This is a genomic window from unidentified bacterial endosymbiont (genome assembly GCF_918320885.1).
GTDB lineage: Bacteria > Pseudomonadota > Gammaproteobacteria > Enterobacterales.
On record NZ_OU907312.1, the window covers coordinates 681,816 to 700,257 of the forward strand.

Annotated in this window: 19 protein-coding genes; 4 read left to right on the top strand and 15 right to left on the bottom strand. The window is 49.0% G+C overall.

Features of this window, described 5'->3' with window-relative positions; all coding sequences use genetic code 11:
* Nucleotides 1–24 precede the first annotated feature (24 nt).
* From rpoB to rpsL, 11 genes are all read right to left on the bottom strand, one after another.
* Entirely contained in the window at nucleotides 25–4,050 is a 4,026-nt protein-coding gene (rpoB, locus tag NL324_RS03445; RefSeq protein WP_253306353.1) for a DNA-directed RNA polymerase subunit beta, read from the bottom strand.
* A 207-nt stretch (nucleotides 4,051–4,257) separates the two neighbouring features.
* On the bottom strand, nucleotides 4,258–4,626 hold the full coding sequence (gene rplL, locus NL324_RS03450) for a 50S ribosomal protein L7/L12 (RefSeq protein ID WP_253306354.1): 369 nt from the start codon (nucleotides 4,624–4,626) through the stop codon (nucleotides 4,258–4,260).
* Nucleotides 4,627–4,697: 71 nt separating this feature from the next.
* Nucleotides 4,698–5,198, bottom strand: a complete 501-nt coding sequence (gene rplJ, locus NL324_RS03455; RefSeq protein WP_253306355.1) for a 50S ribosomal protein L10 — start codon at nucleotides 5,196–5,198, stop codon at nucleotides 4,698–4,700.
* Nucleotides 5,199–5,457: 259 nt separating this feature from the next.
* On the bottom strand, nucleotides 5,458–6,162 hold the full coding sequence (gene rplA, locus NL324_RS03460) for a 50S ribosomal protein L1 (protein WP_253306356.1): 705 nt from the start codon (nucleotides 6,160–6,162) through the stop codon (nucleotides 5,458–5,460).
* Between the two features lie 3 nt (nucleotides 6,163–6,165).
* Nucleotides 6,166–6,594: a 50S ribosomal protein L11 gene (gene rplK, locus NL324_RS03465; RefSeq protein WP_253306357.1), complete on the bottom strand. Its 429-nt coding sequence runs from the start codon at nucleotides 6,592–6,594 to the stop codon at nucleotides 6,166–6,168.
* 133 nt (nucleotides 6,595–6,727) lie between these two features.
* The gene (gene nusG, locus NL324_RS03470) at nucleotides 6,728–7,273 is read right to left on the bottom strand and encodes a transcription termination/antitermination protein NusG (protein WP_253306358.1); all 546 of its coding nucleotides are present in this window, start codon (nucleotides 7,271–7,273) and stop codon (nucleotides 6,728–6,730) included.
* Nucleotide 7,274: 1 nt separating this feature from the next.
* Nucleotides 7,275–7,643 carry a preprotein translocase subunit SecE gene (secE, locus tag NL324_RS03475; protein WP_253306359.1) on the bottom strand — a complete coding sequence of 123 codons (369 nt, stop codon included), beginning with the start codon at nucleotides 7,641–7,643 and terminating at the stop codon, nucleotides 7,275–7,277.
* 78 nt (nucleotides 7,644–7,721) lie between these two features.
* Nucleotides 7,722–8,906, bottom strand: a complete 1,185-nt coding sequence (gene tuf / locus NL324_RS03480; protein WP_253306360.1) for an elongation factor Tu — start codon at nucleotides 8,904–8,906, stop codon at nucleotides 7,722–7,724.
* Between the two features lie 26 nt (nucleotides 8,907–8,932).
* Nucleotides 8,933–11,035, bottom strand: coding sequence for an elongation factor G (fusA, locus tag NL324_RS03485; protein WP_253306361.1), 2,103 nt, complete (start codon nucleotides 11,033–11,035; stop codon nucleotides 8,933–8,935).
* Between the two features lie 94 nt (nucleotides 11,036–11,129).
* Entirely contained in the window at nucleotides 11,130–11,600 is a 471-nt protein-coding gene (rpsG, locus tag NL324_RS03490; RefSeq protein ID WP_253306362.1) for a 30S ribosomal protein S7, read from the bottom strand.
* Nucleotides 11,601–11,781: 181 nt separating this feature from the next.
* Nucleotides 11,782–12,156, bottom strand: a complete 375-nt coding sequence (gene rpsL / locus NL324_RS03495; RefSeq protein WP_253306363.1) for a 30S ribosomal protein S12 — start codon at nucleotides 12,154–12,156, stop codon at nucleotides 11,782–11,784.
* 228 nt (nucleotides 12,157–12,384) lie between these two features.
* On the opposite strand from rpsL, the gene NL324_RS03500 reads away from it, so the two are divergent.
* Together NL324_RS03500 and NL324_RS03505 are read left to right on the top strand one after the other, a co-directional pair.
* Nucleotides 12,385–13,227 carry a hypothetical protein gene (locus tag NL324_RS03500; protein ID WP_253306364.1) on the top strand — a complete coding sequence of 281 codons (843 nt, stop codon included), beginning with the start codon at nucleotides 12,385–12,387 and terminating at the stop codon, nucleotides 13,225–13,227.
* 282 nt (nucleotides 13,228–13,509) lie between these two features.
* Entirely contained in the window at nucleotides 13,510–14,355 is an 846-nt protein-coding gene (locus NL324_RS03505; protein WP_253306365.1) for a hypothetical protein, read from the top strand.
* A 29-nt stretch (nucleotides 14,356–14,384) separates the two neighbouring features.
* Here NL324_RS03505 and tusB read toward each other — a convergent pair whose 3' ends face one another.
* Genes tusB through fkpA form a run of 4 tightly spaced genes read right to left on the bottom strand, consistent with a single transcriptional unit; the run spans nucleotide 14,385 to nucleotide 16,342 of the window.
* Nucleotides 14,385–14,675, bottom strand: a complete 291-nt coding sequence (gene tusB, locus NL324_RS03510) for a sulfurtransferase complex subunit TusB (protein WP_253306366.1) — start codon at nucleotides 14,673–14,675, stop codon at nucleotides 14,385–14,387.
* A 13-nt stretch (nucleotides 14,676–14,688) separates the two neighbouring features.
* Nucleotides 14,689–15,054 carry a sulfurtransferase complex subunit TusC gene (gene tusC / locus NL324_RS03515; protein ID WP_253306367.1) on the bottom strand — a complete coding sequence of 122 codons (366 nt, stop codon included), beginning with the start codon at nucleotides 15,052–15,054 and terminating at the stop codon, nucleotides 14,689–14,691.
* 19 nt (nucleotides 15,055–15,073) lie between these two features.
* A complete protein-coding gene (gene tusD, locus NL324_RS03520; RefSeq protein ID WP_253306368.1) occupies nucleotides 15,074–15,469 on the bottom strand; it encodes a sulfurtransferase complex subunit TusD in 396 nt (131 codons plus the stop codon).
* A 6-nt stretch (nucleotides 15,470–15,475) separates the two neighbouring features.
* Nucleotides 15,476–16,342 carry an FKBP-type peptidyl-prolyl cis-trans isomerase gene (fkpA, locus tag NL324_RS03525; RefSeq protein WP_366516339.1) on the bottom strand — a complete coding sequence of 289 codons (867 nt, stop codon included), beginning with the start codon at nucleotides 16,340–16,342 and terminating at the stop codon, nucleotides 15,476–15,478.
* A gap of 508 nt (nucleotides 16,343–16,850) precedes the next feature.
* On the opposite strand from fkpA, the gene NL324_RS03530 reads away from it, so the two are divergent.
* Together NL324_RS03530 and crp are read left to right on the top strand one after the other, a co-directional pair.
* Nucleotides 16,851–17,531 (top strand): CatB-related O-acetyltransferase, encoded by a 681-nt coding sequence (locus tag NL324_RS03530; RefSeq protein ID WP_253306370.1) that lies wholly within the window; start codon nucleotides 16,851–16,853, stop codon nucleotides 17,529–17,531.
* 226 nt (nucleotides 17,532–17,757) lie between these two features.
* Nucleotides 17,758–18,390, top strand: a complete 633-nt coding sequence (gene crp, locus NL324_RS03535) for a cAMP-activated global transcriptional regulator CRP (protein ID WP_253306371.1) — start codon at nucleotides 17,758–17,760, stop codon at nucleotides 18,388–18,390.
* Nucleotides 18,391–18,442 lie beyond the last annotated feature (52 nt).

Below are 18,442 nucleotides of genomic sequence, written 5' to 3' on the forward strand. Positions count from 1 at the left end.
TTTATGCTAACTGTTCAATACAATTTAGTCGCTTTCAAGCTCAATATTAATGCCTAGTGAACGAATCTCCTTTAGGAGTACATTAAAGGACTCTGGCATGCCTGGATCCATTTGGTGATTGCCATTGACAATACTTTTATACATTTTGGTACGACCATTCACATCATCGGATTTTACCGTCAACATCTCTTGCAGCGTATAAGCGGCTCCATAAGCTTCCAGAGCCCAGACCTCCATTTCACCGAAACGTTGGCCGCCGAACTGTGCTTTACCCCCTAGAGGCTGCTGGGTGACTAGGCTATACGAGCCAGTAGAACGGGCATGCATTTTATCATCCACTAAATGGTTTAATTTCAACATATACATATAACCCACAGTCACCGGGCGTTCAAATTGCTCTCCACTCAAACCATCATACAAGGTGATTTGGCCTGAGGTGGGCAACTCTGCTAGTGTCAATAGCTGCTTAATTTCCTGCTCACTGGCACCGTCAAATACCGGCGTCGCTAACGGCATCCCATGACGCAAATTCTCTGCTAACTGCCTGATTTCAGTGTCACTGAAGCGGCTCAGATCCACTTTACCCTGCACATCACCTAAGTCATAAATACGTTGCATAAATTCACGTAAAATGGCGGCAGTTTGTTGTTCGCGGAGCATTTGATCAATTTTATTACCCAGGCCCTTGGCCGCTAGCCCCAAATGGGTTTCCAAAATTTGACCAAGATTCATCCGTGAAGGAACCCCCAAGGGATTCAGTACAATATCGACTGGCTCACCTCGATGGTCATAAGGCATATCTTCTACTGGACAAATTTTCGAGATAACCCCCTTGTTACCATGGCGACCTGCCATTTTATCACCCGGTTGAATTTGCCGTTTAACGGCCAAATAAACTTTAACGACCTTTAAGACGCCCGGGGCTAGATCATCACTTTGGGTGATCTTGCGGCGTTTACTCTCTAATTTTTTTTCAAAGTCTGCGGTCAGTTCGTCATATTGGGCCGCTAGCTGCTCTAGTTGCCGTTGTTGCGCTTCATCCGCTAAGACTAAGGTGAGCCATTGCTTAGGTTGCAAGTTGTCCAGTTTTTCTGCAACCATCCCGCCGCTGATCAGCAGATCACGCATTCGTGAAAATAGTCCAGCTTCTAAAATATTGAGCGCCTCAGTCAGATCCTTTTTCACTTCACGTAGCTGCATGCCCTCAATTTCCAAGGCACGTTTATCTTTTTCAATACCATCACGGGTGAAAATTTGTACATCGATGATGGTACCCGTTACCCCATTAGGCACGCGTAAAGAGGAGTCTTTGACATCAAAAGCTTTTTCACCAAAGATAGCGCGTAATAACTTCTCTTCCGGGGTGAGTTGGGTTTCACTTTTCGGTGTGACTTTACCCACCAAGATGTCGCCACCGGTGACTTCGGCACCGATATAGACAATACCCGACTCATCTAATTTAGAGAGCGCCGACTCCCCAATATTAGGAATATCCGCGGTGATCTCTTCTGAGCCTAATTTGGTATCACGCGCAATACAGGCCAGCTCCTGAATATGAATGGTGGTGAAACGATCTTGTTGCACCACTCGTTCAGAAATCAGAATGGAGTCCTCAAAGTTATAACCATTCCAGGGCATGAAGGCGACTCGCATATTTTGCCCTAACGCCAACTCTCCTAAATCAGTACAGGGGCCATCTGCCAACACATTGCCACGCTCTACCCATTCACCTAGGATGACACAGGGTTTTTGATTAATACAAGTATTGTGGTTCGAGCGGGTATATTTGGTTAAGTTATAGATATCAATGCCCGCTTCACCACTCTCCATCTCCACTTCATTAACGCGAATCACAATCCGTGAGGCATCAGCATACTGTACACAGCCCCCACGCTTGGCCACAACAGTCACCCCAGAATCCACAGCGACCACACGTTCCATACCCGTCCCGACCAATGGTTTATCGGTCCGTAAAGTGGGGACTGCTTGCCGCTGCATGTTGGCACCCATTAAGGCACGGTTTGCATCATCATGTTCGAGAAAGGGAATCAAGGCCGCTGCAACAGAAACAATTTGTTGCGTAGAGACATCCATATAATCAACCTGGGAGTGGGTAAATAGACCGGACTCACTCCGGTGACGGCAGGTGATTAACTCATCAATAAAGTGATTGCTGTCATCTAAGTTGGCATTTGCTTGGGCAATCACATAGTTGCCCTCCTCTATCGCCGATAAGTAATGGATCTCATCGGTGACCACACCCTGGGATACACGACGGTAGGGGGTCTCAAGAAAGCCATACTCATTGGTCTTAGCATACACCGACAGTGAGTTGATGAGCCCAATATTGGGTCCTTCAGGGGTCTCAATAGGACAGACCCGACCATAGTGGGTCGTGTGGACATCTCGCACCTCAAAGCCAGCACGTTCCCGAGTTAACCCGCCTGGACCCAAGGCTGAGATACGACGCTTGTGGGTAATTTCGGACAGGGGGTTATTTTGATCCATAAATTGCGATAATTGACTAGAGCCAAAAAATTCTTTTATCGCCGCTGAAACGGGCTTTGCATTAATCATATCTTGTGGCATGAGGGTCTCTAAATCCCCCAGAGATAACCGCTCTTTGACCGCCCGCTCAACCCGCACCAGGCCAATACGGAACTGATTTTCCGTCATCTCGCCCACTGATCGGATCCGTCGGTTACCCAGATGGTCAATGTCGTCGATCTCCCCTCGTCCATTACGAATCTCAATCAACTTCTTCATGACCTCAATGATATCTTGATGGCTTAACACCCCAGGGCCTTCAATCGTGTCACGTCCTAAGGAGCGGTTAAACTTCATACGACCAACAGTCGAGAGATCATAACGATCAGCTGAGAAAAATAGATTTTCAAATAGATTTTCTGCGGCATCTCGGGTAGGAGGCTCTCCTGGACGCATCATCCGATAGATTTCTACCAAAGCACTTAACCGATCAGTCGTCGGATCAATGCGCAACGTCTCCGCAAGGTAAGCGCCTTGATCAAGATCATTGGTAAACAGGGTTTCAATCTGCTGATGCCCCGCCTGAGTTAATTTCGCCAATAACTCCAGTGTCAGTTCACTGTTGGCGCTACATAACAGCTCCCCATGGCGACTATCCAGATAGTCTTTCGCCATAATTCTACCCAATAGGTACTCCACTGGCACAGTCAGTCGCGACACACCATCTTGTTCTAACTGGCGAATATGGCGAACGGTGATACGTCGTCCCTTTTCGACATACAGTTTATCGTTGTATTCGATATTAAAAGAGGCAATCTCACTGCGTAAGCGCTCTGGGACCAAGTGCATCTCTATCTGGTCACCCGTGATCTCAAACAGAATTTTGTCAAAAAATTGATCCAAAATCTGTTCAGTCGTATAGGATAAAGCCCTTAAAATAATCGTTGCTGGCAGTTTACGGCGGCGATCGATCCTGACAAAAAGATTATCTTTCGGATCAAATTCAAAATCTAGCCACGATCCCCGATAGGGAATAACTCTGGCGTTGTATAATACCTTGCCTGAAGAGTGGGTTTTACCTTTATCGCTGTCAAAAAAGACCCCTGGGCTTCGGTGTAATTGGGAGACAACCACGCGTTCTGTCCCATTGATGATAAAAGTCCCGTTGTCGGTCATCAGCGGGATTTCACCCATATACACTTCTTGCTCTTTGATATCTTTGACTGTTCCCTCAGGAGCCTCTTTTTCAAAAAGCACTAGTCGCAGCTTAACACGCAGTGAAGCAGAAAAGGTCACCCCACGTATTTGACACTCTTTAACATCAAACAGCGGCTCACCCAGACGGTAGCCCACATATTGCAATTCAGCACTACCGCTATAACTACGGATAGGAAATACAGAGCGGAACGCGGCTTCTAAACCCTGTTGCCCCTGCAGATCGCGCTCAATAAACTGCTTGAAAGAGTTCAGCTGTATTGAAAGTAGGTAAGGAACCTCTAATACTTGCGGTCGCTTGCCAAAATTTTTACGAATGCGTTTTTTTTCGGTATAAGAGTAAACCATAGGGCCCCTCAACAGAACTGATCAATGACTCGCACACGCGTTGTGAGACTGGGTGCGTTCACTAGTAGGTTGACGCTACCGCTAACGCAATGCCGATCGGTGACCGACCAGTTGCCATCGATAACCATCGGTAACACAAAAAGGCCGGCAACTAAACGTTACCAGCCCAGCATTGGGTAAAATTAAGCGATGGAAGCAGGGAGTAGCTTATTTAATTTCAACCGTTGCCCCCACTTCTTCAAGTGCTTTTTTCAAAGCTTCCGCTTGCTCTTTAGAGAGTGCTTCTTTCAGAGTAGCCGGTGCCGATTCAACGACATCTTTGGCCTCCTTCAGCCCGAGACCCAGCTCGCTGCGGACTACCTTGATCACGGGCACTTTGTTATTACCAACCGCTGTCAAAATGACATCAAACTCCGTTTGTTCCTCAACTGCCTGCGCCTCAGCTAGACCTCCAGAGACCACCGCTGCAGCGGCTGAAACCCCAAAACGCTCTTCCATCAAGGTGATTAACTCAACCACATCCATCACGGACATCGTGGCTACGGTGTCCAGGATCTGCTCTTTAGTAATAGACATAATACTGTATTCCTAACAATAAAAATAATGGTGACCAATCAGCTTATCAAATGATAACAGTCTACGGACTCTCAAGCGGCTGCTTGTAGCTGATTCCGCAGCGCTGCCAAGGTGCGAACCAACTTACCAGCCGCTGCCTCACGCATTGTCGCCATCAGACGTGCTAGTGCTTCTTCATAAGTTGGTAACAACGCCAATCGATCAATCTGCTCTGCTGGAATAAAATTCCCTTCAAAGGCTGCTGCTTTAATCTTAAAAAGGGTGTTCTCTTTGGCAAACACCTTCAACAAGCGCGCAGCCGCACCAGGGTGATCATTGGAAAAAGCTATCAACGTCGGACCAACCAAGGTCGGTTGCAAACACTCATAGGCGGTGCCTTTAAGGGCACGCTGTAGTAACGTATTGCGTACCACAGAGAGCGAAACACTGGCTTGCCGACTCTCTTGTCGCAACGTCGTCATCTTATCAACCCCAATACCGCTGGGATCAGCAATCACAGCTGATCGCGCGCTGTGGGCAAGCTCATTGACTCTGCGTACAATGTCCTGTTTGCCTTGCAGGTTTAGTGCCATGGCCAATTTGCTCCTGGATGCACGGGTAAAACCCCTTAATGAAATGATCTGTTTTCAATCAATACTCAACTATACGGAGCGCAAGATCCAGACAACAGAGCCCTGTCACCGTCTACGTAGGATTATTAAGCCTGAACTAACGATAACAACCGTTAACACGCCCCTACGGTCTTGGACGAAAGCTTGTTATTCAACAAGCTTCAACCCGCCTAGGTTTCAACGCCTTTATGAAACCTAGAAAAAGCTTTCACTGAGCCAATCAGCGCACACTATGACTTAACGTGGTTTGATCAATGGTAATCCCAGCCCCCATAGTGGTTGAAATCGCTACCTTTTTAAGGTAAACCCCGTTTGAGGTGGTGGGCTTTATTTTTTTCAGCGCAGCCAGTAGTACTTCGAGATTTTCTTGCAGCTGCTCTACCGTAAAGTCAGCTTTACCAATGGTAGAGTGGATGATACCACTTTTATCGTTCCGGTAACGAACTTGTCCTGCTTTGGCCTGCTGGACTGCTTCACTGATGTTAGAAGTGACGGTGCCTACCTTCGGATTAGGCATCAAACCCCGCGGGCCAAGGATTTGACCCAACTGACCGACGATGCGCATGGCATCTGGAGAGGCAATCACGACATCGAAATCGAGTTTGCCCTGTTTGATCTGCTCTGCCAACTCCTCCATGCCAACCAGATCAGCACCTGCAAGCTTTGCCGCCTCGGCATTGGCGCCTTGCGTAAACACCGCCACCCGGACTGTGCGTCCTGTACCATTCGGCAGCAAGACCGCCCCGCGGACGTTTTGATCGGATTTTCGTGCATCAATTCCTAAATTAACCGCCACATCAACGCTCTCAACAAATTTAGCCAAGGCTACCGATTTTAGCAGGGTTAATCCTTCTTTAATGTCATACCGCTTTAGAGGGTCTACTTTGTCGCGAATCAGCCGTAACCGCTTACTGAGTTTGGCCATGATCTATCCCTCTACCCTTAACCCCATTGAACGGGCAGTGCCCTCAATGGCGCTCATCATTTTTTCCACAGTAGCGCCCGTCATATCCGCTGACTTGAGTTCAGCAATGTCCCGGACCTGAGCAGACGTTACAGTGCCAACCTTCTCTTTATTAGGGTTACTGGAGCCTGATTTGATATTAGCGGCTTTTTTCAGCAACACGGAGGCTGGTGGTGTTTTCGTAATAAAAGTGAAGGAGCGGTCACTATAAACCGTAATCACTACCGGGATAGGCAATCCCTTTTCTAAATTTTCGGTGCGGGCATTAAAAGCTTTACAAAATTCCATAATGTTAACCCCCTGTTGACCCAATGCTGGGCCTACCGGGGGACTTGGCGTCGCCACGCCCGCCGCTACCTGCAATTTAACGTATGCCTGAACTTTTCTGGCCATTGACTGTTATATCCTCGTTGTGGGTGCAAACGCCGTTAAAGGCTCCCCAAGTCACAAAAAAGCAGAGAATTATAAGGCGATCGCGATGGCTTTACAAGTAGGCTCAGCCGAAGAAGCTATCCTCGCCCTGAATTCAACTCTTCTCTACTTGACTGAAATCAAGCTCTACCGGGGTAGCACGACCAAAGATAGAGACTGACACCTTTAAGCGATTTTTTTCGTAGTCCACTTCCTCAACAACCCCGCTGAAATCGGCGAAAGGCCCATCATTGACCCGCACTAACTCGCCAGGCTCAAACAGCGTTTTCGGCTGGGGATGGTCACTGATCTGCCGCAGGCGATTCAAAATAGCATCCGCCTCTTTATCTTTAATCGGGGCTGGACGATCGGGGGTGCCGCCGATAAAACCCATTACCCGTGGAACGCTCCGTACCAAGTGCCAGGTCGTATCGTTCATCACCATCTGCACCAAAATATACCCGGGAAAAAATTTTCGATCGGTTTTACGACGCTGCCCAGCACGTATTTCAACTACTTCTTCTGTCGGAACCAATATGTCACCAAAATAATTAGCCACATCATTGAGTTTGATATACTCCTGCAGCGATTTGGTGACCCGGTTTTCAAAACCGGAAAAGGCTTGAACGACATACCAACGTTTTTTAGGAGTCTCTACCATCTCAAACCCTCAAGCCAGTGATAAAGGTGATAAACATCACCAATAGGGTATCTATCCCCCATAAAACCAGCGCTGCCACCAGGGTCATGATAGCCACCACTAGGGTGATCTGCAGCGTGACAGGTCGAGTAGGCCAAATAACCCGACGGGCTTCATTCAGCGCTTCTCGTATAAAAACGGTTGCAGCACCACCCTGTTGGGTGGTCCGTGCCAGCAAAAGTGCCAGCGACACCACCGCCACCGCAGCCACTGATCGTACCGTTAAAGCCATTTCACGATAGTAATAGTTGCCGACAATCACAGCACCCAATAAACAAAAAACCAGGGCCCATTTCAGTCTATTGAAACTATTGGGTTGTATTATCTCCATAGCACTCTTTATTCAATTCAGTAGCGCTGAATCATTAACAATCAATTAGGCATGACCAGTCAAGCACACTAATAGCATCTATTCAATGATTTTAGAGACTATCCCGGCGCCGACGGTATGGCCACCTTCACGGATAGCGAAGTTCAACCCTTCCGTCATGGCGATGGGAGCAATTAAGGTGACGGTCAGTTGCAACTTGTCTCCTGGCATCACCATCTCCACCTCAGCCGGCAGCTCAACGATGCCCGTCACGTCAGTCGTACGGAAGTAGAACTGCGGACGATACCCCTTCAAAAACGGGGTATGGCGGCCGCCCTCTTCTTTCGTCAATACATACACTTCCGCGACAAACTTGGTGTGGGGGGTGATGCTCTTAGGCTTGGCCAAAACCTGACCGCGCTCAATGTCATCTCGCTTAGTGCCTCGCAGCAGCACGCCGACGTTTTCACCCGCACGCCCCTCATCTAAGAGCTTGCGGAACATCTCAACGCCGGTCACCACCGTCTTGGTGGTGTCACGGATCCCGACGATCTCTACTTCATCACCCACCTTGACAATCCCTTGCTCAACCCGGCCAGTCACCACGGTTCCACGGCCAGAGATTGAGAAGACATCTTCAATCGGCAATAAAAAGGGCTTATCAATCGCCCGCTTAGGCTCTGGAATATAGCTGTCTAAGATCTCCGCTAACTCAACAATTTTCTTCTCCCACTCGGGATCCCCTTCCAGCGCTTTCAGCGCTGAACCGCGAATCACTGGGGTATCATCCCCGGGGAAATCATATTGCGTGAGCAGTTCGCGGATCTCTAGTTCCACCAACTCCAGCAGCTCTTCGTCATCCACCATGTCGCACTTGTTCAGGAAGACGGTAATGTAAGGGACACCCACCTGACGCGCTAATAGGATATGCTCTCGAGTCTGTGGCATCGGGCCATCAGTCGCAGCAACCACTAAAATAGCACCATCCATCTGGGCGGCACCGGTGATCATGTTTTTAATGTAGTCCGCGTGACCTGGGCAGTCGACATGCGCATAGTGGCGGATTGGCGTGTCATACTCGACGTGAGAGGTATTGATGGTGATCCCGCGCGCTTTCTCTTCCGGCGCGTTATCGATTTGGTCAAAGGCCCGCGCCTGCCCACCGTAATGCTTCGCCAATACTGACGTAATCGCCGCCGTCAATGTGGTTTTTCCATGGTCCACATGGCCGATGGTGCCCACGTTAATGTGTGGCTTGCTCCGTGTAAATTTCTCTTTAGACACTGTTTCGCTTCCTTAATTAAGAAAAATTATTTGCTCTTGCGCGATTCAATAACCGCTTGTGCCACATGGGTTGGCGCTTCATGATATTTGCAAAATTCCATAGAATAACTGGCTCTTCCTTGGGTTTGTGAGCGTAAATCTGTGGCATAACCAAACATTTCAGATAGGGGCACTTGCGCCCGAATGGTTTTAGCCATCGCAGTATCTTCCATCCCTTCGATGATGCCACGCCGCCGATTGAGATCACCAATGACATCACCCATATAATCTTCAGGGGTTTCCACCTCAACACGCATGATCGGCTCTAACAGTACTGGCTTAGCTTTCAGAAAACCCTCTTTAAAGGCCATGGAAGCCGCCACTTTAAAGGCAATTTCTGAGGAGTCCACATCATGGTAGGAGCCATCATAAACAGTCACCTGGAGATCCACAATGGGATAGCCCGCCAACACACCACCTTTTAACTGCTCTTGGACCCCTTTATCGATGGCCGAAATATACTCTTTCGGGATGACCCCACCAACCACTTTATTGATAAATTGATAACCATTACCTGGCTCTTGCGGTTCCAGGCGCAACCAGACATGACCATATTGACCCCGCCCGCCCGATTGACGAATAAATTTCCCTTCCTGTTCAACCGAGTGCCGCAGCGTTTCCCGATAAGCTACTTGAGGTTTACCCACATTAGCTTCGACTTTAAATTCGCGGCGCATACGTTCAACCAGGATCTCTAAATGCAACTCACCCATGCCGGCAATAATGGTCTGACCCGACTCCTCGTCGGTGCGTACCCGAAAGGAGGGATCTTCTTGTGCTAAACGCCCCAGAGCGGTGCTCATCTTTTCCTGGTCGGCTTTGGTTTTGGGCTCAACAGCGACCGAAATCACCGGCTCAGGAAATTCCATACGCTCTAAAATAATCGGCCTCTCTAATTGGCACAAGGTATCTCCAGTCGTGATATCCTTCAATCCAATCGCAGCGGCAATGTCCCCGGCGTGTACCTCTTTAATTTCTTCCCGCTTATTGGCATGCATCTGTACGATACGTCCAAAGCGCTCCCGTTTCTGCTTAACAGAATTAAGCACCGTATCACCAGATTTCACAACACCCGAGTAGACCCGAAAGAACGTTAGTGTGCCAACAAAAGGATCACTGGCAATTTTAAAGGCCAATGCTGAGAAGGGTTCTTTATCACTCGCTTGCCGCTGATCCTCGGTGAGGGCATCTTCTTTGAGCCCCTTAACCGGCGGCACCTCGATAGGGGATGGCAGGTAGTTCACCACCGCATCCAGCATGGCCTGCACGCCCTTGTTTTTAAAAGCTGATCCGCAAGTCACGAGCACAATCTCGTTGTTGATCAAGCGTTGGCGCAGTGCTGTGTTGATCTCCTCTTCGGTGAGTGGCGTGCCCCCCAAATATTTATCCATCAACACTTCTGAAGCTTCTGCAGCCGTTTCCATTAAATTTTGCTGCCAGTGGGCGGCTAATTCCTGAAGCGATTCTGGGATAGCTTCATAAGTAAAAGTAGCGCCTTGATCGGTTTCACACCAATTGATAGCTTTCATCTTGACGAGATCGATGACCCCGGTAAACTGCTCCTCAGCACCAATCGGGAGCTGAATCGGTACGGCAACGCCACCCAGGCGAGTTTTAATCTGTTCCACCACCCGTAGAAAATTAGCCCCGGTGCGATCCATTTTATTCACAAAAGCGATCCGCGGGACTTTGTACTTCTCCGCTTGACGCCACACGGTTTCCGATTGTGGCTGCACGCCCCCCACGGCACAGTAGACCATCACCGCACCATCCAACACCCGCATCGAACGTTCAACTTCAATCGTGAAATCCACATGGCCAGGGGTATCGATAATATTGATGCGATGGGGTTCAAATTGGTGTGCCATCCCCGCCCAAAAGCAGGTAGTAGCCGCTGAGGTGATAGTAATGCCACGCTCTTGCTCTTGCTCCATCCAGTCCATGGTGGCAGCACCGTGGTGTACCTCGCCAATTTTATGATTAACACCGGTGTAGAAGAGAATACGCTCAGTGGTGGTGGTTTTGCCAGCATCAATATGAGCACTAATACCAATATTACGGTAACGCTCGATAGGGGTTATGCGCGCCATTTTATTCCTCAATTGTACGCTAAAAAACGGGATGACTAGGAGGCTATAGCCCGTAATGTCTCCGGGTTATTCGCTGATCAGGAGCGATGAATCGCTACCACCGATAGTGCGCAAAAGCCTTATTAGCTTCAGCCATCCGATGCACATCCTCACGTTTTTTAACCGCAGCCCCTCTGTTTTCCAAAGCATCTGCCAGCTCCGCCGCTAGGCGTACTGACATCGGCTTGTCACCGCGTTTACGCGCAGCATCCACTAACCAACGCATCCCTAAAGCACTGCGGCGCACTGGGCGAACTTCAACTGGCACTTGATAAGTGGATCCCCCCACCCGACGGGACTTCACTTCAACGGTTGGACGGACATGATCTAGTGCAATCTCAAAGGCCTCTAGGGGCGTTTTCCCCACACGCTGGGCGACCGACTCCAAGGCGGTATAGACGATACCTTCAGCCAGTGACTTTTTACCATCAACCATCACCACATTGATGAATTTAGCTAGTAGCTCTGATCCAAATTTTGGATCAGGCAGAATTTTACGTTGGCCGATAACACGACGACGTGGCATAACAACTCTCCATAAATGACTTCAGGTGTTCCAAAACGCAGCGATGCGTGATGATCTCATTTTTCTGCACTGTTTGGCCTTACTGAACTGACGAGGATCTCGGTTCACCGACCCCTTTTCGTCGTTCTCTTCTTCCAACCCTAAACAATATTAGGCCTGGAGAACGCTGCACCCTTTAAATTTAAGCGTTGGGTTTTTTAACCCCATATTTAGAGCGACACTGTTTACGATCTTTAACACCGGCACAGTCCAAGGCACCACGAACTGTATGATAACGGACCCCAGGAAGATCTTTGACACGACCGCCCCGAATCAATACCACGGAGTGCTCTTGCAAATTGTGTCCCTCACCCCCGATGTAAGAGGTCACCTCAAAACCATTCGTTAACCGTACCCGGCAGACTTTACGCAGGGCTGAGTTAGGTTTTTTCGGGGTTGTCGTGTACACGCGGGTACAGACGCCGCGTTTTTGCGGACAACTCTCCAGTGCCGGCACGTTACTCTTGACCACCTTTTTAACACGCGGTTTGCGCACCAACTGATTAATGGTTGCCATCTGAAAAAAAACTCCTCGTTTGACTAGGCAAAAAGCAAATAGACCCTAGGAAGGGCGGTAGAATTCTAAAGCCTATCACAACGCTTGTCAAAACAATCCTGGGTCAATCCGCGTGATAGGCGACTAGCGCGGTCCTCCTTGCTTGAGTTTCTCGGTTGTACGAACCATACTGCCTATTACTGGCTCTCTTTAATGGTGTCATGGTACTTTAGCAAGGAGATAACTATTTTGGCCTCTGACCACTGCACGCTGTTCTCAGAAACCACCCGTTGTGCCCGTCAGCAACGCTGGGCGTTGCTGCTCTTCCTACTGCTTGGTCTCCTAAATTACTGCCTCTACACCCAGGGGAGCTGGACTGCCCCGGTTCCGACTGCTGGGTCAAGGGCACTCTTTTTCAGCCGCGTAGTGCTTGGATACCTTCTGAGCAGCCTATTCATCACGGTACCCTGGCTTTTGTTAACTCAAGCCACCCTGCAGCACTCGGCCATCACCTCGCTACATTTGATCCAGCGCAGTGTGCGGCTATTCCCTAAACTAGTTGCCGTACAAGTGATTACCTGTTTATTCATGACAATCTTAGTCCTGATCACGACAATCTTTACAGCCATTATCTGGGCGCTGCTATTGGGGATCACGGGGACGATTGAGGCACCTTCGGGAATGATCTCGCTTGAATACTTCCTGCAACTACTAAACTCACGCCTCTGGATCTGCGGGACACTGCTGCCCCCTCTGCTCCTGATATGGTATTTAAGTTGCCGTTTATCGTTCAGCACTTACCTTGTCATTGCTGAGCCGCAGACTGCTCTATTAGCAACGGTACGCCTGAGTTGGCGCTGGAGTCGATCCTGTCTGTGTCATCTCTTGGTCGCCACACTGCTCGTGGCGCTACTAACCTATGTGCCCTCTTATGGGCTACAGCTCTCCTCTCTGCGCAGCAATTCCTGGGTGAATATCGGATGGATTCTCTACTCCTGTGCCCTTGGGCTAGTGGCCTCAATCTATTTTTTTGTGCTGTATCAACAACGAAAACCTTTGCCGGAACATACCTTAAATCTATCCAAGCATTGACGCTTGATCGTGCCGCTGACTCTGACGCATTACCAAGCGCAGTGTGGCCAGTTTTGCACTGTGCGGACCACAAAACCGGGATAGTCCCTGGGGGTGATCCCAACCGCGAGGGATGGCATCAGGCCACGCGCTATTAGCGCGGCTTCGCAGCGGTAACCTAGCACCACAGGCGAGTAGTCTAGGATGCTGGTGCTTCCTTGAAGCTCTCTGCTGTATGAACCATACTACTGGTTGTTGGATCTTTTCAATAGTGTCGTGCTATTCGGCAAGGAGAGTACTGTTTTGGCTGCTCGTCACGATAGGCTATTCTCAGAAACCACCCATTGTGTCCGCCAGCAACGGTGGGCGTTGCTGCTCTTCTTGCTGCTGAGCCTCCTAAACGACTACTACCTCTACACCCCGAGGCGCTGGGTTGAATCGGTTCCGACTGTCGAGTCACTAAAAATCCTTTTCAGCCTCGTGGTGCTTGGATACCTTTTGAGCCACTTACTCATCACGATACCCTGGCTCCTATTGACTCAGGCAACCCTGCAGCACCGCACCATCACCCTGCCGTACTTGATCAGGCGCACTAGGCGTCTATTTCCTAAACTAGCCACCATACAAGTGATTAACTGTTCACTCATGATGATCTTGACCCTGATCCCTACAATCTTCCTACTCATTGCCTCGGTACTGTTATTAGGGCTCACTGAAAAAATTACGGCTCCCTCTGGACTGTTCTTGCCTAAGTTCCTTCTTGAACTGCCACACTGCTATCTCCGGATCGTCAGTACACTACTACCCTCTATGCTCTTAACTTGGTATTTGCATTGTCGTTTACTCTTCACCACTTATATCGTGGTTACTGAGCCACAGGCTACGCTATTGACGACGCTACGCTTGAGTTGGCAATGGAGCAAACCCTGTCAGAGACAACTCTTGGTTGCCGAACTACTTCTGGGGTTACTCTTGTTTATACCCACTTGGGGAGTGCAGATCGCCTCTCTGTGCACCAATCCCTGGGTGACTATAGGATTGACCCTCTACTGCAGTGCCCTTAGGCTAGTGGCCTCAATCTATTTTTTTGTGCTGTACCAACAGCAAAGAGCTTTGCCGGAACACCCCTTAAATCTATCCAAGGGTTGACGGTTTATCGTGCCACTGACTCTGGTGCCTTACCAAGCACAGTGTGGCCAGTGTTGCACGGTGAGGGCCACAAAACCCTGGTAGTCCATGGGGGTGATCCCGACTGCGAGGTGCTGCATGACGCCGCGCGCCATTAAATCGGGCGTTAACGCATAAATCAAAGCACCCCGAGCCAGCAGCTGAGCCGCGGCCGCCGAGCCCTGTAATCCCGCAATAACCCCATCTTGGAGCAACAGCACAACATCACTCGGTAACACCATTGGCAAGATCGTTGACCACCGACCATCGCTGGTCGGTGAATGGGGGATGGTATGCAGCATGATGATGTTCTGCTCAAAAAGTCAATAAGTGGTCAAATTGTGCTAGCCGCTCTCTGAGCTGCTGGGGCGCTAAACAGACCACCGGCACCATGAAGGGCTGTTGCCGAGTGAACCCATGGGCTAATAGCGCCGCTTCGCAGAGGTAGCACTGATCAATCGCATACAGTGTCAGCAGCTTGAAGGTTTCACTATAGGCCCGCGCTAAAATCTGCTGGGGCTGCTGGTGTGGTAAAAGCTGTAACACCCCATCGTGCATAAAAAACAGCCCGATCTGTGAAGGTTCACACAACGCCGCCGAGGCTAGAACGGCATCTAGCCCCTCACGCCCCAGCGCGCTCCCCTGCGGGGCTTGCGTAAAAATAAAGGCAATCTGTTTCATAAGCTCAAGGGTTCAATGCTCAAAACTGCAGGCAGCGATCGCTGTTCAATACAGCGATCGTCAAATCACTCAGTCCCGCTAAGGTAAACCCAGGCGCCAGGTTTCCCTGCGCTAGACCGCGCTCAGAGGCCTGTGGCTGATCAAGCACCCCACGCCGTGACGCAGCGGCTGAACAGACTAGTAGAGCGACCCCCTGCTGCCGCGCCAACTGCTGCCAGGCGGCCACGAGATCAAACTCATCACTGGCTGGTGCTGTGAAGCCATTGGCATTGAGAACCCCAGCCTGATAGAAAAAGATCTGCGACAAACCATGACCAGCCGCTAGACAGGCTTGAGCAAACCGGTAGGCAGTACTCGCCTGTTGGGTCCCATAGGGAGGCCCTGTGACTAACAGCGTATAACGCAACGGGCACATCGACCCTTACTGAGCTGCCGTCGCTGATGGCTCGGCTGCAGCGGGCGCGCTACTCTTAACGGCTGTCGTGCCTTCAGTAGCGCCCTGCTTAGCGATGACTGGATTAATATCCAGCAGTTCCACCTCAAAAACCAGGGTAGCATTACCCGGGATCCCCGCAACACCCTGCTCACCGTACGCTAACTCTGGTGGGATCACCAATTTGATTTTTCCGCCCTTTTTAACCTGCTGTAAACCTTCAACCCAACCTGGAATCACCCGATTCAGTAGAAAAGTGGTTGGCTCAGCCCGATCGTAGGAGCTATCAAAGGGGGTCCCATCCACTAAGGTTCCTCGATAGTGAACCACCACGGTATCGCTCTCTTTAGGGAAAGCACCATGACCTGGATGTACTCGTTGATAGAGCAAACCACTCTTGGTTTTTACAACCCCTTTTTGGCGGGCAAAGCGTTGGCGAAAGGGCTCGCCCAGTTCCGTTTGTACGCTGGCCTCTTGTTTCTTTTTAGCCTCCGCACGCTGACTAAACTGCTGGTTGAGATCTTTTAATACCTGCTGTAATTCTGCTTGATCGAGTTTACCTTGCTGCCGCAAACCATCCTGTACCCCCGTCAACACATCCTCAGCCTGCAACTCAACCCCCAGCCGCTGTTGTGCTTGTAGATCCGCCAACACCGACTGCGCCATTAACATCCCAATGGCATACGCAGATTTTTGTCCCTCATGCTTGAAAACAGCCGCCAGCGGTTTCCCCGTTTCCGCTGCTTGCAGCGTGCGTACTTCAGTAGTACTCAGTATCATCAGAGCGCTACACAGCAACCTCTTCAGTGGTGATTTCATCTCTCCTTCCTCCACGCTTGTGTGGCATCTTTCCATGCCGTTAATGCCTGTTATGTTTGACTAGGCCGCACTATACCGATATCCAGCCGGTAGAAACAAGTCATTCCTACTGTTTTAGGCAGAACCCGTGGTAGGTTCCTACCACTATCATTCGCTTTGATCAATCTAATATCCTTATTATTGTGGAATTTGCTCTATTAATTTGCCGCTTTTTAAATAAATGCAGAATAAATACCTAAATAAAACGTCAGTAGCCTGTTCTTTTCAAAAAAATTCAATAAAGAGAGAGGAAATAATACAAATGAGGTTTATTTATACCAATACTTTTGGTTATTATAAATAGGCTTATTGATTCATCATCGAATAAATGGATAGTTTTAAAATAACCAGCATGGCAGCTGACGATCACCCTTCGGTTTTGTGATGACGCAAGCAGGTAGCTTCCTAGGATCAGGCAATAACTGGAAGAAAATCAACGCTTAGTCTTCAAAATTCCCTAATACCATGCGGCCAATATCAACAAAAAAGTTAGGTTAACAGTACCATGACGACTGCTTGTAATCACTGGTCACAGGTGGAGTATTTACACAAAACGGTCACCAATCCCAATATTATCATCTGTGGTACGCACAGCTACTATAGTGGGGCGTACAACGGCTGTTTCCAAGAAGTAGCCGTTCGATATCTGTACGGTGATGCTTACTCCACTTTAGAAAACACCGGCTGGCAACCCCTCTGGCACCTTGATCGCCTGTTTATCGGTGATTATGTACAAATTGCTGCTGATGTTGTCTTTATGATGGGTGGTAATAATACCCACAATACTACCTTTATCAGTACCTATCCTTTCCTAGATCCGGAGTCTTTACAACGCTCCTATTGTGCTAAAGGGGATACTGTCGTCAGCCATGATGTCTGGATCGGTACCGGTGCGGTCATCCTATCAGGGATCACCCTTGGCGACGGTGCTATCATTGGCGCTGGCGCCGTAGTGACCAACAATGTTGCTCCCTATACTGTGGTTGCTGGCAATCCAGCAAAAATAGTCTGCCAACGTTTTAGTGACCAAGAGATTGCCATGCTATTAGCTTTGCAGTGGTGGTATTGGCCGGAAGAAAAGATAGGTGCGCTAAAAGCCGATATTCAGCAGAACAGTGTCCAGCAACTGCTTGCAGCCTCTAAACAGTATGATCTCCAAAAAAAACAGCAGGAAGCGGTTCGTTAACAAATACTCGGTGGATACTATCCGGATAATCTATGAAAAAATATTTTCATATCAATGGGTTGAAAGAATTTTGGTGATTCATCAAGAACACACTACTGCAACACTCTTCTGGTGTCTTACTGCTACTAATGCGTATACTATGATAACAGTCAATGAGCTATAGTCTGAGAATCGTTTGGCTTTATCGGAGCAATGCTGCTCAACACATTTATTCGAGGATAAAAGCATGGTTCTCAGAAAACAACCCACCGATACAACCTTAAAATGGTTTTTATCCCATTGTCATATTCACAGATATCCTGCTAAAAGCACTTTTATCCATGCTGGTGACAAGGGCGAAACCCTCTACTATATCGTCAAAGGGGCCGTTTCCGTATTCCTTAAAGATGAAGAGGGTAAGGAGATCATTTTAACCTACTTGAATCAGGGAGAGTTCATTGGAGAATTGGCCTTATTCGAAGATAACCAAGTACGGGGTGCTTGGGTTCGTGCCAAAATGACCTGTGAGATCGCGGAAATTGCTTACAAGAAATTTTGTGCTTTAATTCAGGTCAATCCCGATATCTTGATGCGGCTTTCAGCACAAATGGCTCATCGATTACTCCTGACTTCACAGAAAGTAGGCAACTTAGCCTTCTTAGATGTCCCTGGTCGTATCGCGCAAACGCTCCTGAATTTGGCGCAGCAACCCGATGCTATGACGCATCCTGATGGTATGCAAATTAAAATAACTCGCCAAGAGATTGGACAAATCGTCGGCTGTTCCCGTGAAACAGTGGGTCGTATTTTGAAAATGCTGGAAGATCAGAACTTAATTTCAGCCCATGGGAAAACCATCGTGGTCTATGGGACCCGTTAGCTCTATAATGCTGTTTTCTCAGCCGTTTGGCCTGGCAAACCGCCTTGTAGTG

Coding starts and splice junctions, on each gene's coding strand:
- tusC (WP_253306367.1), bottom strand. CDS start 15,054: ATGAAACAGATTGCCTTTATTTTTACGCAAGCCCCGCAGGGGAGCGCG.
- tusB (WP_253306366.1), bottom strand. CDS start 14,675: ATGCTGCATACCATCCCCCATTCACCGACCAGCGATGGTCGGTGGTCA.
- tusD (WP_253306368.1), bottom strand. CDS start 15,469: ATGTGCCCGTTGCGTTATACGCTGTTAGTCACAGGGCCTCCCTATGGG.
- rplJ (WP_253306355.1), bottom strand. CDS start 5,198: ATGGCACTAAACCTGCAAGGCAAACAGGACATTGTACGCAGAGTCAAT.
- rplL (WP_253306354.1), bottom strand. CDS start 4,626: ATGTCTATTACTAAAGAGCAGATCCTGGACACCGTAGCCACGATGTCC.
- rpsG (WP_253306362.1), bottom strand. CDS start 11,600: ATGCCACGTCGTCGTGTTATCGGCCAACGTAAAATTCTGCCTGATCCA.
- rplA (WP_253306356.1), bottom strand. CDS start 6,162: ATGGCCAAACTCAGTAAGCGGTTACGGCTGATTCGCGACAAAGTAGAC.
- nusG (WP_253306358.1), bottom strand. CDS start 7,273: ATGGTAGAGACTCCTAAAAAACGTTGGTATGTCGTTCAAGCCTTTTCC.
- rpoB (WP_253306353.1), bottom strand. CDS start 4,050: ATGGTTTACTCTTATACCGAAAAAAAACGCATTCGTAAAAATTTTGGC.
- rpsL (WP_253306363.1), bottom strand. CDS start 12,156: ATGGCAACCATTAATCAGTTGGTGCGCAAACCGCGTGTTAAAAAGGTG.
- rplK (WP_253306357.1), bottom strand. CDS start 6,594: ATGGCCAGAAAAGTTCAGGCATACGTTAAATTGCAGGTAGCGGCGGGC.
- NL324_RS03530 (WP_253306370.1), top strand. CDS start 16,851: ATGACGACTGCTTGTAATCACTGGTCACAGGTGGAGTATTTACACAAA.
- crp (WP_253306371.1), top strand. CDS start 17,758: ATGGTTCTCAGAAAACAACCCACCGATACAACCTTAAAATGGTTTTTA.
- secE (WP_253306359.1), bottom strand. CDS start 7,643: ATGGAGATAATACAACCCAATAGTTTCAATAGACTGAAATGGGCCCTG.
- fkpA (WP_366516339.1), bottom strand. CDS start 16,342: ATGGAAAGATGCCACACAAGCGTGGAGGAAGGAGAGATGAAATCACCA.
- fusA (WP_253306361.1), bottom strand. CDS start 11,035: ATGGCGCGCATAACCCCTATCGAGCGTTACCGTAATATTGGTATTAGT.